Origin of the sequence: Citrobacter sp. S-77, from assembly GCF_963864895.1 — a bacterium.
GTDB lineage: Bacteria > Pseudomonadota > Gammaproteobacteria > Enterobacterales > Enterobacteriaceae > Citrobacter > Citrobacter murliniae.
In genome coordinates, this window is sequence record NZ_CAWLWU010000002.1 from 4,193,390 (window position 1) to 4,211,533 (window position 18,144).

At 51.6% G+C, this 18,144-nt stretch carries 16 protein-coding genes; 12 read left to right on the plus strand and 4 right to left on the minus strand.

The window, feature by feature from the left end; translation table 11 throughout:
• Positions 1 to 318: 318 nt before the first annotated feature.
• Together ygjG and AACS05_RS20550 are read left to right on the plus strand one after the other, a co-directional pair.
• Positions 319 to 1,698 (plus strand): putrescine aminotransferase, encoded by a 1,380-nt coding sequence (gene ygjG, locus AACS05_RS20545; protein WP_167493934.1) that lies wholly within the window; start codon positions 319 to 321, stop codon positions 1,696 to 1,698.
• Between the two features lie 225 nt (positions 1,699 to 1,923).
• Entirely contained in the window at positions 1,924 to 3,942 is a 2,019-nt protein-coding gene (locus AACS05_RS20550) for an oxidoreductase (protein WP_045447838.1), read from the plus strand.
• 49 nt (positions 3,943 to 3,991) lie between these two features.
• Here AACS05_RS20550 and rlmG read toward each other — a convergent pair whose 3' ends face one another.
• Positions 3,992 to 5,128 (minus strand): 23S rRNA (guanine(1835)-N(2))-methyltransferase RlmG, encoded by a 1,137-nt coding sequence (gene rlmG, locus AACS05_RS20555; RefSeq protein WP_045447841.1) that lies wholly within the window; start codon positions 5,126 to 5,128, stop codon positions 3,992 to 3,994.
• Between the two features lie 82 nt (positions 5,129 to 5,210).
• On the opposite strand from rlmG, the gene AACS05_RS20560 reads away from it, so the two are divergent.
• The 4 genes from AACS05_RS20560 to sstT all read left to right on the plus strand — a co-directional run bounded on the left by AACS05_RS20560 (position 5,211) and on the right by sstT (position 9,509).
• Positions 5,211 to 5,711 carry a M48 metallopeptidase family protein gene (locus tag AACS05_RS20560; RefSeq protein WP_045447843.1) on the plus strand — a complete coding sequence of 167 codons (501 nt, stop codon included), beginning with the start codon at positions 5,211 to 5,213 and terminating at the stop codon, positions 5,709 to 5,711.
• Positions 5,712 to 5,783: 72 nt separating this feature from the next.
• Positions 5,784 to 6,782, plus strand: coding sequence for a Gfo/Idh/MocA family protein (locus tag AACS05_RS20565; protein WP_045447846.1), 999 nt, complete (start codon positions 5,784 to 5,786; stop codon positions 6,780 to 6,782).
• Between the two features lie 270 nt (positions 6,783 to 7,052).
• Positions 7,053 to 8,021, plus strand: coding sequence for a TerC family protein (locus AACS05_RS20570; protein WP_045447852.1), 969 nt, complete (start codon positions 7,053 to 7,055; stop codon positions 8,019 to 8,021).
• 243 nt (positions 8,022 to 8,264) lie between these two features.
• Entirely contained in the window at positions 8,265 to 9,509 is a 1,245-nt protein-coding gene (gene sstT / locus AACS05_RS20575) for a serine/threonine transporter SstT (RefSeq protein WP_045447855.1), read from the plus strand.
• A gap of 16 nt (positions 9,510 to 9,525) precedes the next feature.
• Here sstT and AACS05_RS20580 read toward each other — a convergent pair whose 3' ends face one another.
• The 3 genes from AACS05_RS20580 to uxaC all read right to left on the minus strand — a co-directional run bounded on the left by AACS05_RS20580 (position 9,526) and on the right by uxaC (position 13,201).
• Positions 9,526 to 10,080 (minus strand): YgjV family protein, encoded by a 555-nt coding sequence (locus AACS05_RS20580; protein WP_045447858.1) that lies wholly within the window; start codon positions 10,078 to 10,080, stop codon positions 9,526 to 9,528.
• Between the two features lie 206 nt (positions 10,081 to 10,286).
• Positions 10,287 to 11,774 (minus strand): UxaA family hydrolase, encoded by a 1,488-nt coding sequence (locus AACS05_RS20585; RefSeq protein WP_045447862.1) that lies wholly within the window; start codon positions 11,772 to 11,774, stop codon positions 10,287 to 10,289.
• Positions 11,775 to 11,788: 14 nt separating this feature from the next.
• On the minus strand, positions 11,789 to 13,201 hold the full coding sequence (gene uxaC, locus AACS05_RS20590) for a glucuronate isomerase (protein ID WP_045447866.1): 1,413 nt from the start codon (positions 13,199 to 13,201) through the stop codon (positions 11,789 to 11,791).
• 473 nt (positions 13,202 to 13,674) lie between these two features.
• Between uxaC and AACS05_RS20595 the strand changes: the two genes are divergently transcribed.
• From AACS05_RS20595 to AACS05_RS20620, 6 genes are all read left to right on the plus strand, one after another.
• The gene (locus tag AACS05_RS20595) at positions 13,675 to 14,976 is read left to right on the plus strand and encodes an MFS transporter (RefSeq protein WP_045449797.1); all 1,302 of its coding nucleotides are present in this window, start codon (positions 13,675 to 13,677) and stop codon (positions 14,974 to 14,976) included.
• A 134-nt stretch (positions 14,977 to 15,110) separates the two neighbouring features.
• The gene (gene exuR / locus AACS05_RS20600) at positions 15,111 to 15,887 is read left to right on the plus strand and encodes a transcriptional regulator ExuR (RefSeq protein WP_045447868.1); all 777 of its coding nucleotides are present in this window, start codon (positions 15,111 to 15,113) and stop codon (positions 15,885 to 15,887) included.
• Between the two features lie 350 nt (positions 15,888 to 16,237).
• The gene (yqjA, locus tag AACS05_RS20605) at positions 16,238 to 16,900 is read left to right on the plus strand and encodes a DedA family general envelope maintenance protein YqjA (RefSeq protein ID WP_045447871.1); all 663 of its coding nucleotides are present in this window, start codon (positions 16,238 to 16,240) and stop codon (positions 16,898 to 16,900) included.
• Positions 16,901 to 16,903: 3 nt separating this feature from the next.
• Positions 16,904 to 17,287, plus strand: a complete 384-nt coding sequence (gene mzrA / locus AACS05_RS20610) for an EnvZ/OmpR regulon moderator MzrA (RefSeq protein ID WP_045447874.1) — start codon at positions 16,904 to 16,906, stop codon at positions 17,285 to 17,287.
• A gap of 147 nt (positions 17,288 to 17,434) precedes the next feature.
• The gene (locus AACS05_RS20615; protein WP_045447878.1) at positions 17,435 to 17,803 is read left to right on the plus strand and encodes a DUF1090 domain-containing protein; all 369 of its coding nucleotides are present in this window, start codon (positions 17,435 to 17,437) and stop codon (positions 17,801 to 17,803) included.
• Positions 17,804 to 17,836: 33 nt separating this feature from the next.
• Positions 17,837 to 18,142: a DUF883 family protein gene (locus AACS05_RS20620; protein ID WP_045447881.1), complete on the plus strand. Its 306-nt coding sequence runs from the start codon at positions 17,837 to 17,839 to the stop codon at positions 18,140 to 18,142.
• The last annotated feature ends 2 nt before the right edge of the window (positions 18,143 to 18,144 follow it).

Here is an 18,144-nt window from a genome sequence, read left to right on the forward strand (position 1 = left end):
AAACCTCAAAATCTGTATGTTTTCTAATTCATTGATTTAAAATACTTTCGTAACGAAACTATTCAACAACACTTCACTCCACGCACTGCAATAGTACAATTTTTGCCCACTTTTAGCGCAGTAGGCCACTTTTCCCGTCTGTTTTCTGGCTGTAAACCTGGGCAAAATACCAGCAAATGTTAATGTTTGAGATTAAATGTTGCACAAGCGAGTTATTTCCTGGCGTTTATCCCGATTTTCGTTAAGCGCGCCGGGATGGCGCAATCCCTGCAATACTTAATTCAGTATCATGTGATACGCGAGCTCCGGGAGCATATTTTGAACAGGTTACCTTCCAGCGCATCGGCTCTGGCCTGCAGCGCACACGCACTGAATCTCATTGAGAAGCGAACGCTTGATCATGAGGAGATGAAAGCACTTAACCGAGAGGTGATTGATTACTTCAAAGAGCATGTTAATCCAGGGTTTTTAGAGTATCGAAAATCTGTAACTGCCGGCGGGGATTACGGAGCCGTAGAGTGGCAAGCGGGAAGCCTGAATACGCTTGTCGACACCCAGGGACAGGAGTTTGTCGATTGCCTGGGGGGTTTTGGAATTTTCAACGTGGGGCACCGTAATCCAGTAGTGGTCTCCGCCGTACAGAATCAACTCGCGAAACAACCTCTGCACAGCCAGGAATTGCTTGATCCATTACGAGCCATGCTGGCAAAAACGCTTGCCGCGCTGGCACCCGGAAAGCTGAAATACAGTTTCTTCAGCAACAGTGGGACCGAGTCAGTCGAAGCGGCACTGAAGCTGGCGAAAGCGTACCAGTCACCGCGCGGCAAATTTACGTTTGTTGCCACCAGTGGCGCTTTCCACGGAAAATCGCTGGGCTCGCTGTCCGCCACGGCTAAATCCACCTTCCGTAAACCATTTATGCCGCTGCTGCCGGGCTTCCGTCATGTTCCTTTTGGCGATACTGACGCGATGCGCACCGTACTCAGCGAGTGTAAAAAAACAGGTGACGATGTGGCTGCCGTTATTCTGGAGCCGATTCAGGGTGAAGGCGGAGTGATCCTACCGCCGCAGGGGTATTTGACCGCCGTACGTAAACTCTGCGATGAGTTTGGCGCGCTGATGATCCTCGACGAAGTACAAACAGGCATGGGGCGTACCGGTAAGATGTTCGCCTGCGAACACGAAAACGTGCAGCCCGACATCATGTGTCTGGCAAAAGCGCTGGGCGGCGGTGTAATGCCCATTGGGGCGACAATCGCGACTGAAGAGGTGTTCTCCGTTTTGTTTGATAACCCCTTCCTGCACACCACCACCTTTGGCGGCAACCCGCTTTCCTGTGCAGCGGCGCTGGCAACTATCAATGTTCTGCTGGAGCAAAATTTACCAGCCCAGGCAGAACAGAAAGGCGATATGTTGCTGGATGGCTTCCGACAGCTGGCGCGGGAATACCCGGACCTTGTGCATGACGTACGTGGGAAAGGCATGCTAATGGCGATTGAATTTGTCGATAATGAGATAGGTTACAACTTTGCCAGTGAGATGTTCCGCCAGCGGGTACTGGTGGCCGGAACACTGAATAACGCAAAGACGATCCGTATCGAACCGCCGTTAACATTAACAATCGAGCAATGCGAACTGGTAATACGATCAACGCGCAAAGCCCTGGCTGCATTACGGGTGAGCGTGGAGCAAGTGTGACAGATGCCGGATGGCGGCTACGCCTTCTCCAGCCTACAGCAGCACCATACCGTAGGTCGGAGTAGATGCGTTAGTACTGCCATCCGGCAATTTCTTCGCAGGCATACGCATCTTTTTTGAATCCCATCACAATCACGCCATTCCCCTTTTCCCTTTTACGCAGCGCCAGCTAAATTAGTAACTCATCCGACCACATAACAATAATTTTACATACTGGACACCTTTATGAGCTATCCGTCGCTGTTCGCCCCGCTCGATCTGGGATTCACCACGCTTAAAAACCGTGTGCTGATGGGTTCGATGCATACCGGGCTGGAAGAGTATCCCGATGGTGCAGAACGGCTGGCCGCGTTCTACGCCGAACGCGCCCGCCACGGTGTAGCCCTGATTGTGACCGGGGGTATTGCTCCTGCATTATCTGGCGTCGGTATGGAGGGTGGCGCGACGCTGAACGATACCAGCCAGTTGCCGCACCATCGCATCATTACTGATGCCGTTCACGACGAAGGTGGCAAAATTGCGCTACAAATCCTGCATACCGGGCGCTACAGCTATCAGCCACATCTGGTCGCGCCTTCAGCCATTCAGGCCCCGATCAACCGCTTTACACCGCATGAACTGACCCATGATGAAGTTCTACAACTGATTGAGGATTTTGCTCACTGCGCGCAACTGGCGCGGGAAGCAGGTTATGACGGCGTAGAAGTGATGGGTTCGGAAGGGTATCTAATCAACGAATTCCTGACATTGCGCACCAACCAGCGTAATGACGAATGGGGAGGCGATTATACCAATCGCATGCGTTTTGCTGTGGAGGTTGTTCGGGCGGTACGCCAACGTGCCGGTAATGACTTTATTATTATCTTTCGGCTGTCGATGCTCGACCTGGTGGAAAATGGTGGAACCTTTGACGAAACGGTCCAGCTGGCGCAGGCAATAGAAGAGGCAGGTGCCACCATAATTAATACTGGTATTGGCTGGCATGAAGCACGTATACCTACCATCGCCACGCCGGTTCCACGCGGTGCTTTTAGCTGGGTGACACGTAAGCTGAAAGGCCATGTGACGATCCCATTGGTCACCACGAACCGTATCAACGATCCAACCGTGGCCGACGACATTCTGGCTCGCGGCGATGCCGATATGGTGTCGATGGCGCGTCCGTTCCTTGCCGATGCCGAACTTCTTTCAAAAGCACAAACCGGACGAGCGGATGAGATCAATACCTGTATCGGCTGCAACCAGGCCTGCCTGGATCAGATCTTCGTTGGCAAAGTCACTTCCTGCCTGGTGAACCCACGCGCTTGCCATGAAACCAAAATGCCGATCCTTCCGGCCACTCAACTGAAAAACCTGGCGGTTGTCGGTGCTGGCCCTGCGGGGCTCGCCTTTGCCATTAACGCTGCTGCACGTGGGCATCACGTGACGCTGTTCGATGCGCATGGTGAGATCGGCGGACAGTTTAATATCGCCAAACAGATCCCCGGCAAAGAAGAGTTTTATGAAACGCTGCGCTACTACCGCCGAATGATCGACGTGACCGGCGTGACGCTGAAACTGAATCATTTTGTCACCGCACACGATCTGCACGCATTTGATGAAGTGATCCTCGCCAGTGGGATCGAGCCACGCATGCCGCCGATCGACGGTATTGATCACCCAAAAGTGTTGACCTATCTTGACGTCCTGCGCGATAAAGCGCCGGTGGGCAAACGCGTCGCGATTATTGGCTGCGGTGGGATCGGTTTTGATACCGCCATGTATCTGAGCCAACCGGGCTCCCCTACCAGTCAAAATATTGCTGAATTCTGTGTGGAATGGGGGATCGACACCAGTCTGCAACAGGCAGGCGGTTTACGCCTGGAAGGGCCGCATTTATCCCGCAGCCCACGTCAGATAGTCATGTTGCAACGCAAGGCCAGTAAACCAGGACAAGGCTTAGGTAAAACAACGGGCTGGATCCATCGCGCCACCCTGCTTTCACGCGGCGTAAAAATGATCCCATCAGTGAGCTATCAAAAGATCGACGATGGCGGACTGCACGTACTGATCAACGGTGAACCGCTGATCTTCGACGTGGATCATGTGGTGATCTGCGCCGGTCAGGAACCCAAACGCGAACTGGTCGATCCGCTGAATGCGGCAGGTAAAACGGTGCATCTGATTGGCGGGTGCGATGTGGCGATGGAACTGGATGCCCGACGCGCTATTGCGCAAGGCACCAGGTTAGCGCTGGAGATTTAAGCTTTTGTCGGCCGGATACGGCATTTACGCCGCCATCCGGCACTCGAATTTAGCGGCGGCGGCCCGTTTTAACCGCTTTCAACACCACAAACTTGTTGTTAGTGGCGATGGTGACGCAGTTGCCAAAAATCTTCTTCAGCTTGTGGAAGTAATCCAGGTGGCGGTTGGCCACGATATACAGCTCACCGTTGATCTTCAGGCAGCGGCGGGCATGGTGAAACATCTCCCAGGCGATGTTATCGGTCAGCGCATGTTTCTGGTGGAACGGCGGGTTACACAGTACGGCGTTAAAACGGAAAGGTTCCACGCCAGAGAGCGCGTTGTTGATCATAAACTCACAGCGATCCAGCGCTTCAGGCATGTTGGTTTCAACGTTCAGACGGCTTGATGCCACTGCCATTGGCGATTCATCAACAAACACTACGCTCGCTTGCGGGTTTTTCTCCAGCAATGTCAGGCCAATCACGCCGTTACCACAGCCGAGATCGACAATTTCGCCTTCCAGATTTTCCGGCAGATGCTCAATAAAGAAACGCGCGCCAATATCCAGTCCGGTGCGTGAAAACACGTTAGCGTGGTTGTGGATAGTCCAGTCGGTGCCTTCCAGCTTCCAGCTTAACGTTTGTGAGGCTTCAGCCAGCTCAGGATTGCTAAAGGTACAGTTGATCAGACGGGCTTTTTTCCATGCCAGCGTCGTGGTGGTTGGGCCTAATACCTTTTCAAACAGCTCCAGCGTCGAGGTGTGGATATCACGCGCTTTCGCACCAGCGATGATCCGCGTTTGCGGCGTAACAACCTCACGCAGTGCACGCAGTTGCTGTTCCAGCAGAGCCATTGTTTTTGGCAGCTTAATCAGCACCACGCCCGGTGCTTGCGGGTATTCAGCGGTACTATCAAGAAACTTGACGCTGGATTCCGCGATATCGTTGTGACGCAGGTTTTCACGCGTCGCCAGCTCGCTTAAATAGGAGTCGCCAATGCTGTAAGGTGTATGTTCCGCCAGCGCACAGCCCAGCGCGCCGAAAGTATCATTCAGGATAATCACCGGGCCGCTAATCTCGGTATCATCCAGCTGTTGCAGCAGATATTCATCTGCAGCTTCCCACGCCAGCAGCGGGTTAACGTCATCCGTTTCCGGGAAACGTTTAAGTGACAGCGAACGGAAACCGTTGTCTATGTGGCTCATCGGCCCTCCTGAATGGTAAAATTTCGGCGTATCCCTGAAAAGGGTGCGTGAGTATACACTTTTATGATTTGCGTGGACATGAATGAACCAACTAACTTATCTCCAGGGCTACCCGGAACACCTGCTGGCCCAGGTTCGCACGTTAATTAGCGAGCAGCGGCTGGGCGCAGTGCTGGAAAAACGCTATCCGGGCACACATGATTTCGCGACCGACAAAGCGCTCTGGCAATATACTCAGGATCTGAAAAGTCAGTTTCTGCGTAATGCCCCACCGCTCAATAAAGTGATGTATGACAGTAAGATCCACGTGCTAAAGAATGCGCTTGGGTTGCATACTGCAGTGTCGCGCGTACAGGGCGGCAAGCTAAAAGCCAAAGCAGAGATCCGCGTCGCAACCGTGTTTCGCACCGCCCCGGAGCCATTTCTGCGCATGATCGTCGTCCATGAACTGGCACACCTGAAAGAAAAAGAGCACGACAAAGCGTTTTACCAACTGTGCTGCCATATGGAACCTCAGTATCATCAACTGGAGTTCGATACCCGTTTGTGGTTAACGCAACAATCACTCAAGCAAACTGCGTAGTAGCGCACTGGCATTGACCGCAAGGCATGCTAAATTGGCGAAAGGATCCCTTTTCTCAGCCTGAAGGCCTTTATGATACGTTTCGCAGTGATTGGCACAAACTGGATCACCCGCCAGTTTGTGGATGCCGCCCATGAAACCGGCAAATATAAGTTAACCGCTGTTTATTCCCGTAGCCTTGAACAGGCACAAACCTTCGCCAACGATTATCTCGTCGAGCATCTGTTTACCTCACTGGAAGCGATGGCGCAAAGCGACGCGATCGACGCTGTATATATTGCCAGCCCAAATTCTCTACACTTTCCGCAGACAGAGCTGTTTCTGACGCACAAAAAGCATGTGATTTGCGAAAAACCGCTGGCATCAAATCTGACTGAAGTCGATGCCGCAATCGCCTGCGCGCGCGAAAATCAGGTCGTGCTGTTTGAAGCGTTCAAGACCGCCAGCCTGCCCAATTTCCTGCAGTTGCAGCAATCCCTGCCAAAGGTGGGAAAAATCAGGAAGGCGTTTATCAATTACTGCCAGTACTCGTCGCGCTACCAGCGTTACCTGGACGGTGAAAATCCGAACACGTTTAATCCGGCGTTCTCTAATGGCTCGATTATGGATATCGGTTTTTACTGTCTGGCCTCAGCGATTGCGCTTTGGGGTGAGCCACAAAGTGTGCAGGCCAGCGCCAGTCTGCTGGATAGCGGCGTCGATGCCCACGGCGTTGTGGTAATGAACTACGGTGATTTTAGCGTCACCTTGCAGCATTCCAAAGTGAGCGACTCTGTGCTGGACAGTGAAATTCAGGGCGAATCGGGATCTCTGGTTATTGAGAAAATCTCTGAGTGCCAGAAGGTGTGCTTTGTTCCACGTGGCGGTAAAACGCAGGATCTTACTGTGCCTCAACACATCAATACTATGCTTTATGAGGCAGAGGTTTTTGCTCATCTGGTAGAAACTGGCGAAGTGGATCACCCGGCACTGGCCGTCAGCCGTATTACCGCTAAACTGCAAACGGAAATTCGTCGTCAGACTGGCGTCATCTTCCCTGCAGACCATGCGGATACATCGCTGACTGCGTAAAATTATGTAAAACAGATGTTACAGGCCATTGACTGAATACGTGGCCTGTAATACTTTGTTACCCGCAAAGGGGAGTAACTTCGTTGTCGGTTGATCGTCATTACGATGTGTGAAAAACCACATCCGGTCACCGGGCGATAACAAAGGAATACGCTACCGTATTCCTTTGTTGTTGTAAGTGAGACCTTGCCGAATGGCAAGGTCTATGCATAAAAAGCAGCGGCTAACGTCATTCGGCGTTGGCCGTTTTTTTATGCATGGGGAAATATAATGAATACTGTCGGCACACCGTTGTTATGGGGTGGCTTCGCTGTTGTGGTGGTGATTATGCTGGCCATCGACCTGCTGCTGCAGGGCCGTCGTGGCGCGCATACGATGTCAATGAAGCAGGCGGCTGTCTGGTCAATCGTCTGGGTAACACTGTCGTTACTGTTTAACGCCGCATTCTGGTGGTATCTGGCTGAAACCCAGGGCCGTGCCGTCGCCGATCCACAGGCTCTGGCGTTCCTTACCGGCTATTTGATCGAGAAATCGCTGGCGGTTGATAACGTCTTTGTCTGGCTGATGCTGTTCAGTTACTTCTCCGTACCGCCGGCGCTACAACGTCGGGTACTGGTCTATGGTGTACTGGGCGCGATTGTCCTGCGTACGATTATGATCTTCGCCGGCAGCTGGCTTATCGCCCAATTCGAATGGCTACTGTATGTGTTCGGTGCGTTCCTGCTGTTTACCGGTGTGAAAATGGCGCTGGCAAAAGAGGATGCTTCCGGCATTGGCGACAGGCCGTTAGTTCGCTGGCTGCGCGGTCATTTACGCATGACCGATACCATCGAGAACGAGCATTTCTTCGTACGTAAAAACGGCCTGCTGTTCGTAACGCCGCTGATGCTGGTACTGATTCTGGTTGAGCTGAGCGATGTGATTTTTGCCGTCGACAGTATTCCAGCCATCTTTGCCGTCACCACGGACCCGTTCATCGTGCTGACCTCTAACCTGTTTGCGATCCTTGGTCTGCGCGCAATGTACTTCCTACTGGCTGGTGTGGCGGAGCGTTTCTCCATGCTGAAATACGGTCTGTCTGTCATTCTGGTATTTATCGGTATCAAGATGCTGATCGTTGATTTCTACCATATCCCTATCGCTATCTCGTTAGGCGTGGTGTTCGGTATTCTGTTTGTGACGCTGATTGTAAATGCGTGGGTCAACCACCAGCACGATAAAAAACAGCAAATGCAGTAACGTTCATCCAGCTATCTGACAAGGCCCGACGCGCACTGTACGCGTCGGGCTTTTTGTTTAACATGTCATCAAAATGTTAATTCAAAGTTATAAAATATGATCTCGCCGCGAAATCAAGGATAATTCTCTTCCGCAACCTCTTTCTTTCCTTATACTCAGCTATGCAAACATTTGCCTCATTCTGAAAGATGCGTCGACTGAACGCACAAAGACCGGGCAACAACACAATGAAAGGATTATGAAATGACTACGCAACGTTCATCGGGGCTGATCTCGCGTTTGGCGCAAGGGAGCCTGGTTAAACAAATTTTGGTGGGTTTAATACTGGGGATTTTGCTGGCGCTGATCTCAAAACCATCGGCAGAAGCCGCTGGTTTATTAGGAACTCTGTTCGTCGGCGCATTAAAAGCCGTCGCCCCAATCCTGGTTCTGATGCTGGTAATGGCCTCTATCGCTAACCACCAGCATGGACAAAAAACCAATATCCGTCCCATTCTGTTTCTCTACCTGCTCGGTACATTTTCTGCGGCATTAGCCGCCGTCGTGTTCAGCTTCGCTTTCCCGTCCACACTGCATCTTTCCAGTAGTGCGAACGATATTGTGCCGCCATCAGGTATTGTCGAAGTCATGCGTGGTCTGTTGATGAGCATGGTTTCTAACCCGATTGATGCTCTGCTCAACGCGAACTATATCGGTATTCTGGTATGGGCTGTCGGGCTGGGTTTTGCACTGCGCCACGGTAACGACACGACCAAAAATCTCGTCAACGATATGTCCAATGCCGTTACTTTTATGGTGAAACTGGTGATTCGTTTCGCGCCGATCGGGATTTTTGGTCTGGTTTCTTCCACTCTGGCAACCACCGGTTTTGCAACGCTTTGGGGCTACGCACAACTGCTGGCCGTGCTGGTCGGGTGTATGTTGTTGGTGGCGCTGGTAATTAACCCGCTGCTGGTGTTCTGGAAAATTCGCCGTAACCCATACCCGCTGGTACTGGCTTGTCTGCGTGAAAGCGGTATTTATGCATTCTTCACCCGCAGTTCAGCCGCCAATATTCCGGTGAATATGGCGCTGTGCGAGAAGCTGAATCTGGACCGGGATACCTACTCTGTTTCTATCCCACTCGGGGCAACCATCAATATGGCGGGGGCAGCAATTACCATCACCGTCCTGACGCTGGCGGCGGTCAATACGCTGGGGATCCCTGTTGATTTACCGACAGCATTGTTACTTAGCGTGGTGGCTTCACTCTGTGCCTGTGGCGCATCAGGCGTGGCGGGTGGTTCTCTGCTGCTGATCCCACTGGCGTGCAATATGTTTGGTATCCCAAATGATATCGCCATGCAGGTGGTTGCCGTCGGCTTTATCATCGGTGTATTGCAGGACTCCTGTGAAACCGCACTGAACTCATCAACAGATGTATTGTTTACCGCCGCAGCTTGCCAGGCTGAAGACGAGCGTCTGGCAAACAACGCCCTGCGTGGCTAACCTCTCCTCCCCTCCGTCATCGTGCGGAGGGGTTTTCTTGCTGTACGCTTTTTTCAATTTTGAAGGGATCGATTCCGCGTTTTTGCATGCGTCTGAAACGAATAATGTTCAGGCCGTTCATCACCAGAAAACTTCCTTCAATCATCGTGCCGCCAATTGATCCCAGCCAGAAATTGTGAATAACCCAGCAGGCTGTTGCGCACCACATGACACAGCGGACGGTTAAACCTTTACAGCGAAACAGCGCCCAGGTGCTGGCCAGCGTACCGACAATAGGGAGAAGCTCCATTGCGTGCTGTAATTTCGCCAGCCCCAGAACCAGCGTAAAGATAATGAAAAGGGTCATCACCCACAGTTTACGGGTGCGCATCGAGACAAGCGTTCGAATGGTGTTAAGCTCTGCGCTCATCCCCGCCGGATACGCTCCCATCAGGAAGAAATGCACGCCGATAGTGGCACTATAGACAGCAAGCTGCAGCCTGAATCGGCGCTCATCGCGGTTGAAGAAAGTGGTAATGCCGATCAGAAAGGCGATGACACCTACGCCCTGGGCCAGCCAATACGCGGTCATGGAAGATCCTTGTCAGGAAACACAAAAACAAACGGCGCTCCATATTATGAAACGCCGTTTTTTTAATCCAGTCGAGATTAATTACCCAAAAGATTTCGTCCTACCTCAAGGTGGCAAGTTCAGGTATCCCCCGGAGCTTACTGAAGTAAGTGACCGGGGTGAGTGAACACAGCCAACACCATCGTGGTGCGAAAGATGAAGGATAATTACAGCGTTACGCCACTCTTAAAAATAGCCAGCTCACGGAAGTCATTACGCTCGTTACAGGTCTGTTTGCCGTTAGCAAACTCAACTATCGTGTCGACAAACTCGTTCAGCAACTGAGGCATGGCCTTACCGTGGATAAGTTGTCCGGCGTCAAAATCAATCCAGTGCTTTTTCTTCGCAGCCAGCTCACTGTTAGTGGCGATTTTTACCGTTGGCACAAAACCACCGTAAGGCGTACCGCGACCAGTGCTGAACAACACCATATGACAGCCTGCGCCCGCCAGTGCGCTGGTCGCAACGGCATCATTGCCCGGAGCACTTAACAGATTCAGGCCGTGTGTTTTAAGACGTTCGCCGTAACGCAGTACATCCACGACTTTACTGGAACCCGCTTTCTGGGTGCAGCCCAGCGATTTATCTTCCAGCGTGGTAATCCCACCCGCCTTGTTACCCGGCGATGGGTTCTCATAGATCGGCTGGTTGTGGGCAATGAAGTACTGTTTGAAGTCATTGACCATCATCACCAGCTTCTCGAAGGTCGCCTCGTCGCGGCAATGATCCATCAGCAGTTGCTCAGCACCGAACATTTCCGGCACTTCGGTCAGTACAGTCGTACCGCCGTTAGCAATGACGTAGTCGGAAAAACGCCCCAGCATCGGGTTAGCGGTAATGCCAGACAAGCCGTCCGACCCGCCGCACTCCAGACCAAACTTCAGCTCGCCCAGTTTACCCGGCTCGCGCTTATCATTACGCATCACGTTGTACAACTGATGAAGATGTTCGATCCCGGCTTCCACTTCATCTTCCTGATGTTGGCAGACCATGAAATGGACGCGCTCTGGATCGAACTCGCCCAGCGTTTCACGGAAGGCATCAACCTGGTTGTTTTCACAACCAAGGCCAACCACCAGTACCGCGCCCGCGTTCGGATGACGCACCATATTTTGCAGCATAGTTCGGGTGTTAATATGATCATCGCCCAGTTGCGAACAGCCGTAGGTATGACTAAAGAGATGAACCCCGTCAATACCTTCAGCATCGTTAGTCTCTTTCAGGAAACGAGTTTGCATCTGACGCGCCATGGCGTTGACACAGCCAACAGTCGGCAGGATCCACAGTTCGTTACGCACCCCGACATCGCCATTGGCCCGGCGGTAGATCTGCACATCGCGATCCGCCGGTTGTACTTCTGGCTCCTGAAAGTCGGGTTGATAGCTGTATTCATCCAGATCGCTCAGATTGGTACGCGTATTGTGAGCATGAATATGCTCACCCGCTGCGATATCCGCCAGAGCATGGCCGATCGGCAAGCCGTATTTAATGACGTTCTCACCCTGCGCAATATCGCTCAGTGCAAATTTATGTCCACGTACAACATCCTGTCGTAGCGTTACGGTATGGTTATCGACACTTACCTGCGTACCTTGCGCCAGGTCTGCCAGCGCGACCGCAACGTTATCCAGCGTATGGATCTTGATGTATTGCATATCAACCCCGGATCTTAGTTCAGTTCAATGGCGAAGTAGTCGCGCGCATTGTTGAAGCAGATATTTCTGACCATTTCACCCAGCAACTGGATATCTGCCGGTGCTTCACCAGCGGCAACCCAACGCCCAATCATCTGGCACAGGATGCGACGGAAATACTCATGGCGTGTGTATGACAGGAAGCTACGGCTGTCAGTCAGCATGCCGACAAAGCGGCTCAGCAGGCCGAGCTGGGCCAGTTGCGTCATCTGGCGCTCCATCCCGTCTTTCTGATCGTTAAACCACCATCCGGAACCGAACTGCATTTTGCCCGGCATACCTTCACCCTGGAAGTTACCAATCATAGTGCCGAGCACTTCGTTATCGCGCGGGTTCAGGCAGTACAGGATCGTTTTGGGCAGCAGGTTTTCTTCGTTCTGCTTGCTCAGCAGTTTGGAGAGTTCTTCTGCAACAGGACGATCATTGATGGAGTCAAAGCCTACATCCGGCCCCAGCAGTTTGAACTGACGCAAGTTGTTATTACGCAGCGCGCCAATGTGGTACTGCTGTACCCAACCGCGGCGTGCATACTCAGCGCCAAGGAACACCAGTACAGCCGTTTTAAACTGAGCCACTTCATGTTCGCTCAGGGTTTCACCCGCCAGGCGACGGGCCAGAATGCTATCCAGTTCGGATTCGTTAGATTCCGCAAACAGCACCACGTCGAGGGCGTGGTCGGACACTTTACAGCCGTGAGCAGCAAAGTGATCCAGACGTTTAGTCAACGCGGTCTGCAGAGCGGTAAAGCGGCGAATGTCAGTGTCAGACACTTCACCCAGCTTCGCCATATAGTCGTTAAAGGTCGCCTGTTCAATATTGAAGGCTTTATCCGGACGCCAGCTCGGCAGCACTTTGATAGCAAAGGTGCTGTCTTTTGCGACTGAGGCGTGATGCTCCAGTGAGTCAATCGGATCGTCGGTGGTACCCACCATTTTCACGTTCATCTGCTGCATGATACCGCGCGCGGAAAATTTATCCTGCGCCAGCAATTCATTGCATTGATTCCAGATTTCATCCGCCGTAGCAGGTGAGAGAAGCTTACCTGTAATACCAAATGGACGACGCAGTTCAAGATGCGTCCAGTGGTAGAGCGGGTTACCAATAGTGTGCGGCACCGTTGCGGCCCAGGCATCAAACTTTTCACGATCGGACGCATCGCCGGTACACAGGCGTTCAGCGACGCCGTTGGTACGCATAGCACGCCATTTATAGTGGTCGCCCTTCAGCCAGATGTCATACAGGTTGTTGAAACGGTAGTTTTCCGCGATTTGTTGCGGCGGCAAATGGCAGTGGTAATCGAAGATTGGCTGGTCTTTAGCGTAATCATGATAGAGACGGCGGGCAAATTCGGTATCCAGCAGAAAATCTTCAGTCATAAACGGGGTCATTATCGTCTTCCTCTCAGCGAGTGCGTCAGATTGCTTATGTTTTGATGTTGTCAAAGTTATCACACCAATTTCCATATACTGAAGATATTTTCGTGAGTTAGATCAACTAATGATGACAAAAAAATTACTCTCAAAGAGGTAAATCGTGCGCCAGACCGCTCCAGCACTGGCTTTGCTGAATCGAAATAATGACCACACGAAGATTCACACTTTTGTGATGGCACTCACCTTTTAAAGCTGTATGACAAGTTATCTTTTTGCCGTCGCAATACATAAGCCGACGGAATGCAAATTACCGATGGTCCACCATCGGATTGACCGGTACGGAAACCGAATTAGCAAGATTATTTACATGGCAAAGTTCGGGGAGTACCGGTTTTTATCGGTTACGCCCTTCGTAAAAGAACATCCTCCGCCCTACACAGGAAGATGACCGCGCTTCTTGCGGAAATAACAAAACGATGAGGTTTTACATGCGTAAAATTAAAGGGTTACGTTGGTACATGATAGCACTGGTGACGCTTGGCACCGTGCTGGGTTATCTGACGCGTAACACTGTGGCGGCAGCTGCGCCAACTCTGATGGAAGAGTTACACATCTCCACTCAACAGTACTCCTATATCATCGCAGCGTATTCTGCTGCTTACACCGTTATGCAACCCGTCGCTGGCTATGTTCTGGATGTACTCGGGACAAAAGTGGGCTACGCGATGTTCGCCGTTCTGTGGGCCGTCTTCTGTGGTGCAACTGCACTGGCCGGAAGCTGGGGTGGTCTGGCACTCGCGCGAGGCGCTGTCGGTGCCGCTGAAGCCGCGATGATCCCTGCGGGTCTGAAAGCCAGCTCTGAATGGTTCCCTGCAAAAGAGCGTTCTATTGCAGTTGGTTACTTTAACGTCGGATCTTCTATTGGTGCGATGATCGCTCCGCCGCTGGTAGTCTGGGCGATTGTCATGCACAGCTGGCAGATGGCGTTCATTATCTCTGGTGTTCTGAGCTTCATCTGGGCCATGTCCTGGCTTGTCTTCTATAAACATCCTCGCGATCAGAAAAAACTGTCTGATGAAGAGCGCGATTACATCCTCAACGGTCAGGAATCACAGCATAAAAACAGCACCGCGAAGAAAATGTCGCTCGGCCAGATCCTACGTAACCGTCAGTTCTGGGGTATTGCGCTGCCGCGTTTTCTGGCAGAACCAGCCTGGGGTACCTTTAACGCCTGGATCCCACTGTTCATGTTTAAAGTCTACGGCTTTAACCTGAAAGAGATTGCGATGTTCGCCTGGATGCCAATGCTGTTTGCCGATCTGGGTTGTATCGTCGGGGGATATTTGCCGCCGCTGTTCCAGCGCTGGTTCGGTGTGAACCTGATCGTTTCACGTAAAATGGTCGTCACCATGGGGGCATTCCTCATGATTGGCCCAGGGATGATTGGTCTGTTCACCAGCCCGTACGTTGCTATCGCCCTGCTGTGCGTCGGCGGTTTTGCTCACCAGGCACTGTCCGGTGCGCTGATTACCCTCTCTTCTGACGTGTTTGGCCGTAATGAAGTGGCAACCGCGAATGGTCTGACCGGTATGTCTGCCTGGCTTGCAAGTACCCTGTTTGCGCTGGTCGTTGGCGCCCTGGCTGACACCATTGGCTTTAGCCCACTGTTTGCCGTGCTGGCAGTATTTGACCTGCTCGGTGCGCTGGTTATCTGGACGGTGTTGCAAAACAAACCGGCCAGCGAGATAGACTCGGGGCCACAAACTAACAACCCCGCGACGCAAAGTTAACCTGACGCTTTTTAGCAAGGTTATAAATTGCAAAGCCGCCAGCTAACTGGCGGCTTTTTTATCGTCGCGAGTAGAGCCATAGTCGCAAAAGTGGTATAACAAATATAGTCTGCCGTATCATGCCTGGAGCGCATATGGAAATCACCGAACCACGACGTTTGTATCAACAACTTGCTGCTGATCTTAAAGAACGCATTGAGCAGGGCGTCTATCTGGTGGGCGATAAACTTCCCGCCGAACGCTTTATCGCCGATGAAAAAAATGTCAGCCGCACCGTGGTCCGTGAAGCCATCATCATGCTCGAGGTTGAAGGCTACGTTGAAGTGCGTAAAGGGTCGGGGATCCACGTCATCTCTAACCAGCCAAAACACTATGTCGCGCCGGATGAAAGCCTGGAGTTTGCCAGCTATGGTCCCTTTGAGCTTCTCCAGGCTCGCCAGCTCATTGAGAGCAACATTGCTGAGTTTGCCGCGACCCAGGTGACCAAGCAGGACATCATGAAACTGGTGGAAATCCAGGAGAAGTCGCGTAACGAGAAAAGCTTCCGTGACTCTGAGTGGGATCTCCAGTTCCATGTGCAGGTCGCGCTGGCAACGCAGAACACCGCTCTGGCCGCCATTGTTGAAAAGATGTGGACTCAGCGCGTACACAACCCCTACTGGAAGAAATTGCACGATCACATCGATCTCCGCACGGTAGATAACTGGTGTGATGACCATGACCAGATCCTGCGGGCATTAATCCGTAAAGATCCTCATGCGGCCAAACTGGCGATGTGGCAACACCTTGAGAACACGAAGCAGATGCTGTTCAACGAAACCAGCGATGATTTTGAATTCAACGCTGACCGTTATCTTTTCACGGAAAATCCGGTCGTTCATCTGGATACCGCCGCGAACGCAGCAAAATAAACGCTCTTATATTCACAGGCGCATCAGGGCGGTGCCTGTGAATAACGCTCGGTAAGCATTAGGTATAAAGTGTCAGCCTGTGTAAATCCTCTCGCCACCCTCCTTTGCGATAAGCAAAATCAGAGTTCAACGACCGTAATTTCTATAACGGACTACGTTGACCTTTGTTACAATTAAAAGCGTTTTGAATTTTTGTGTGTTAGTGCTTGCTTACTTCACAACTTAACAGGGAACAGTTCAGGCCGTGAATTTGTGTCAGACCGCGCCCCATGTAAAAACATTAATAAAATTGCGGCATTACAAACTCCAGACAACCGGCGTGACGACAACCGATTCTCCAGGAATACTGAATGGAACTACTGACTCAATTACTGAATGCCTTGTGGGCTCAGGATTTTGAAACTCTGGCCAATCCCTCTATGATTGGTATGCTGTATTTTGTCCTGTTTACAATTTTGTTTCTGGAAAACGGGCTGCTTCCTGCGGCCTTTTTACCTGGTGACAGTTTACTGGTACTGGTCGGCGTGCTTATTGCCAAAGGAGCAATGGGCTTTCCGCAAACTGTACTGTTACTTACTACCGCGGCCAGCCTCGGCTGTTGGGTTAGCTATATACAGGGACGGTGGTTGGGTAACACCCGTATCGTACAGAACTGGCTTTCTCATCTTCCCGCCCATTACCATCAACGTGCGCATCACCTTTTCCACAAACATGGCCTGTCTGCGCTGTTGGTGGGCCGCTTTATTGCCTTTGTCAGAACGTTACTGCCGACCATTGCAGGATTGTCGGGCCTGAATAATGCACGTTTTCAGTTCTTCAACTGGATGAGCGGGCTGTTGTGGGTGCTCATCCTGACATCGCTGGGTTATCTGCTGGGCAAAACACCGGTTTTCCTCAAGTACGAAGATCAGCTCATGTCATGCCTGATGCTGCTTCCGGTCGTTTTACTGGTGTTTGGTCTGGCAGGTTCACTGGTTGTGCTATGGAAGAAGAAATACGGGAACCGAGGGTAAATTATGCTGAAACCACGCATAACACTTCGACGCCTGGCCTGGACAACCACCTTTATCTTGTTTGTAGGCGGGCTGATCCTGACCTGGTCAGCCATTCGTCATCAGGAATCGACACTCGCCATTCGCGCCGTTAACCAGGGCGCCAGCATCCCTGACGGTTTCTCCATCTGGCATCATCTTGATGCTAACGGAATTCGTTTTAAAAGTATCACTCCACAGAAAGACGCGCTGCTGATCACCTTTGATTCCAGCGCGCAAAGTGCAGCAGCTAAGGTCGTGCTGGACAGAACATTACCGCATGGCTTCGTCATCGCTCAGCAGGATGATGGCAATCAGGCAGTGCAGTGGTTGTCGCGCTTACGTGATAATCCGCATCGTTTTGGTTAACTTCCAGGAATCTGAATTATATCACTCACTTTGGTGATTTCGCCGTTTAGTGCCTATGATTAATAAACTGGGTTTATGGCCCATGCTTTATTACCTGGAGCAACGACCCCAAAGTAACAGGGTCGAATCACAATGGAAGGTTCAAGAATGAAATACCGCATCGCTTTGGCTATTACCCTTTTCACACTCAGTGCCGGCAGCTACGCCAACACCCTTTGTCAGGAAAAAGAGCAAGATATTCAGCGGGAGATTAGCTATGCCGAAAAGCACAATAATCAGAACCGCATCAATGGCCTGAACAAGGCACTTAGCGAAGTCCGGGCAAACTGTACTGACAGTAAACTGCGCGCCGACCATCAGAAAAAAATCTCAGAACAGAAAGATGAGATAGCTGAGCGTCAGCGTGATTTAGCCGAGGCGAAGCAAAAAGGCGATGCGGATAAAATCGCAAAGCGCGAACATAAGCTCGCGGAAGCTCAGAAAGAGCTGAAAGAACTTGAATCTCGCGATTACTAAGTACGGTAACTACCCACTCACCTGGAGAGAACTATGTCAAAAGATAATGCTACGGAACACCTGCGCGCTGAGCTGAAATCCCTTGCGGATACGCTTGAAGAGGTACTGAGCTCCTCTGGCGATAAGTCGAAAGAAGAGTTGAGTAAAATTCGCAGCAAGGCTGAACGAGCACTGAAAGAGAGCCGTAATCGTCTGGGAGAAACCAGCGACGTGATTGCCAAGCAAACCCGTGAAGCCGCTGCCCGTGCCGATAACTATGTGCGCGAAAACCCATGGACAGGCGTCGGTATTGGCGCTGCGGTCGGTGTGGTACTTGGCGTACTGCTGTCGCGCCGTTAACA

What these genes read in the sequence shown, in the direction of transcription:
- AACS05_RS20560 (WP_045447843.1), top strand. Translation starts at nt 5,211, where the DNA reads ATGAACCAACTAACTTATCTCCAGGGCTACCCGGAACACCTGCTGGCC.
- AACS05_RS20585 (WP_045447862.1), bottom strand. Translation starts at nt 11,774, where the DNA reads ATGCAATACATCAAGATCCATACGCTGGATAACGTTGCGGTCGCGCTG.
- yqjA (WP_045447871.1), top strand. Translation starts at nt 16,238, where the DNA reads ATGGAACTACTGACTCAATTACTGAATGCCTTGTGGGCTCAGGATTTT.
- AACS05_RS20580 (WP_045447858.1), bottom strand. Translation starts at nt 10,080, where the DNA reads ATGACCGCGTATTGGCTGGCCCAGGGCGTAGGTGTCATCGCCTTTCTG.
- AACS05_RS20595 (WP_045449797.1), top strand. Translation starts at nt 13,675, where the DNA reads ATGCGTAAAATTAAAGGGTTACGTTGGTACATGATAGCACTGGTGACG.
- AACS05_RS20615 (WP_045447878.1), top strand. Translation starts at nt 17,435, where the DNA reads ATGAAATACCGCATCGCTTTGGCTATTACCCTTTTCACACTCAGTGCC.
- rlmG (WP_045447841.1), bottom strand. Translation starts at nt 5,128, where the DNA reads ATGAGCCACATAGACAACGGTTTCCGTTCGCTGTCACTTAAACGTTTC.
- AACS05_RS20550 (WP_045447838.1), top strand. Translation starts at nt 1,924, where the DNA reads ATGAGCTATCCGTCGCTGTTCGCCCCGCTCGATCTGGGATTCACCACG.
- AACS05_RS20565 (WP_045447846.1), top strand. Translation starts at nt 5,784, where the DNA reads ATGATACGTTTCGCAGTGATTGGCACAAACTGGATCACCCGCCAGTTT.
- exuR (WP_045447868.1), top strand. Translation starts at nt 15,111, where the DNA reads ATGGAAATCACCGAACCACGACGTTTGTATCAACAACTTGCTGCTGAT.
- uxaC (WP_045447866.1), bottom strand. Translation starts at nt 13,201, where the DNA reads ATGACCCCGTTTATGACTGAAGATTTTCTGCTGGATACCGAATTTGCC.
- AACS05_RS20620 (WP_045447881.1), top strand. Translation starts at nt 17,837, where the DNA reads ATGTCAAAAGATAATGCTACGGAACACCTGCGCGCTGAGCTGAAATCC.
- AACS05_RS20570 (WP_045447852.1), top strand. Translation starts at nt 7,053, where the DNA reads ATGAATACTGTCGGCACACCGTTGTTATGGGGTGGCTTCGCTGTTGTG.
- mzrA (WP_045447874.1), top strand. Translation starts at nt 16,904, where the DNA reads ATGCTGAAACCACGCATAACACTTCGACGCCTGGCCTGGACAACCACC.
- sstT (WP_045447855.1), top strand. Translation starts at nt 8,265, where the DNA reads ATGACTACGCAACGTTCATCGGGGCTGATCTCGCGTTTGGCGCAAGGG.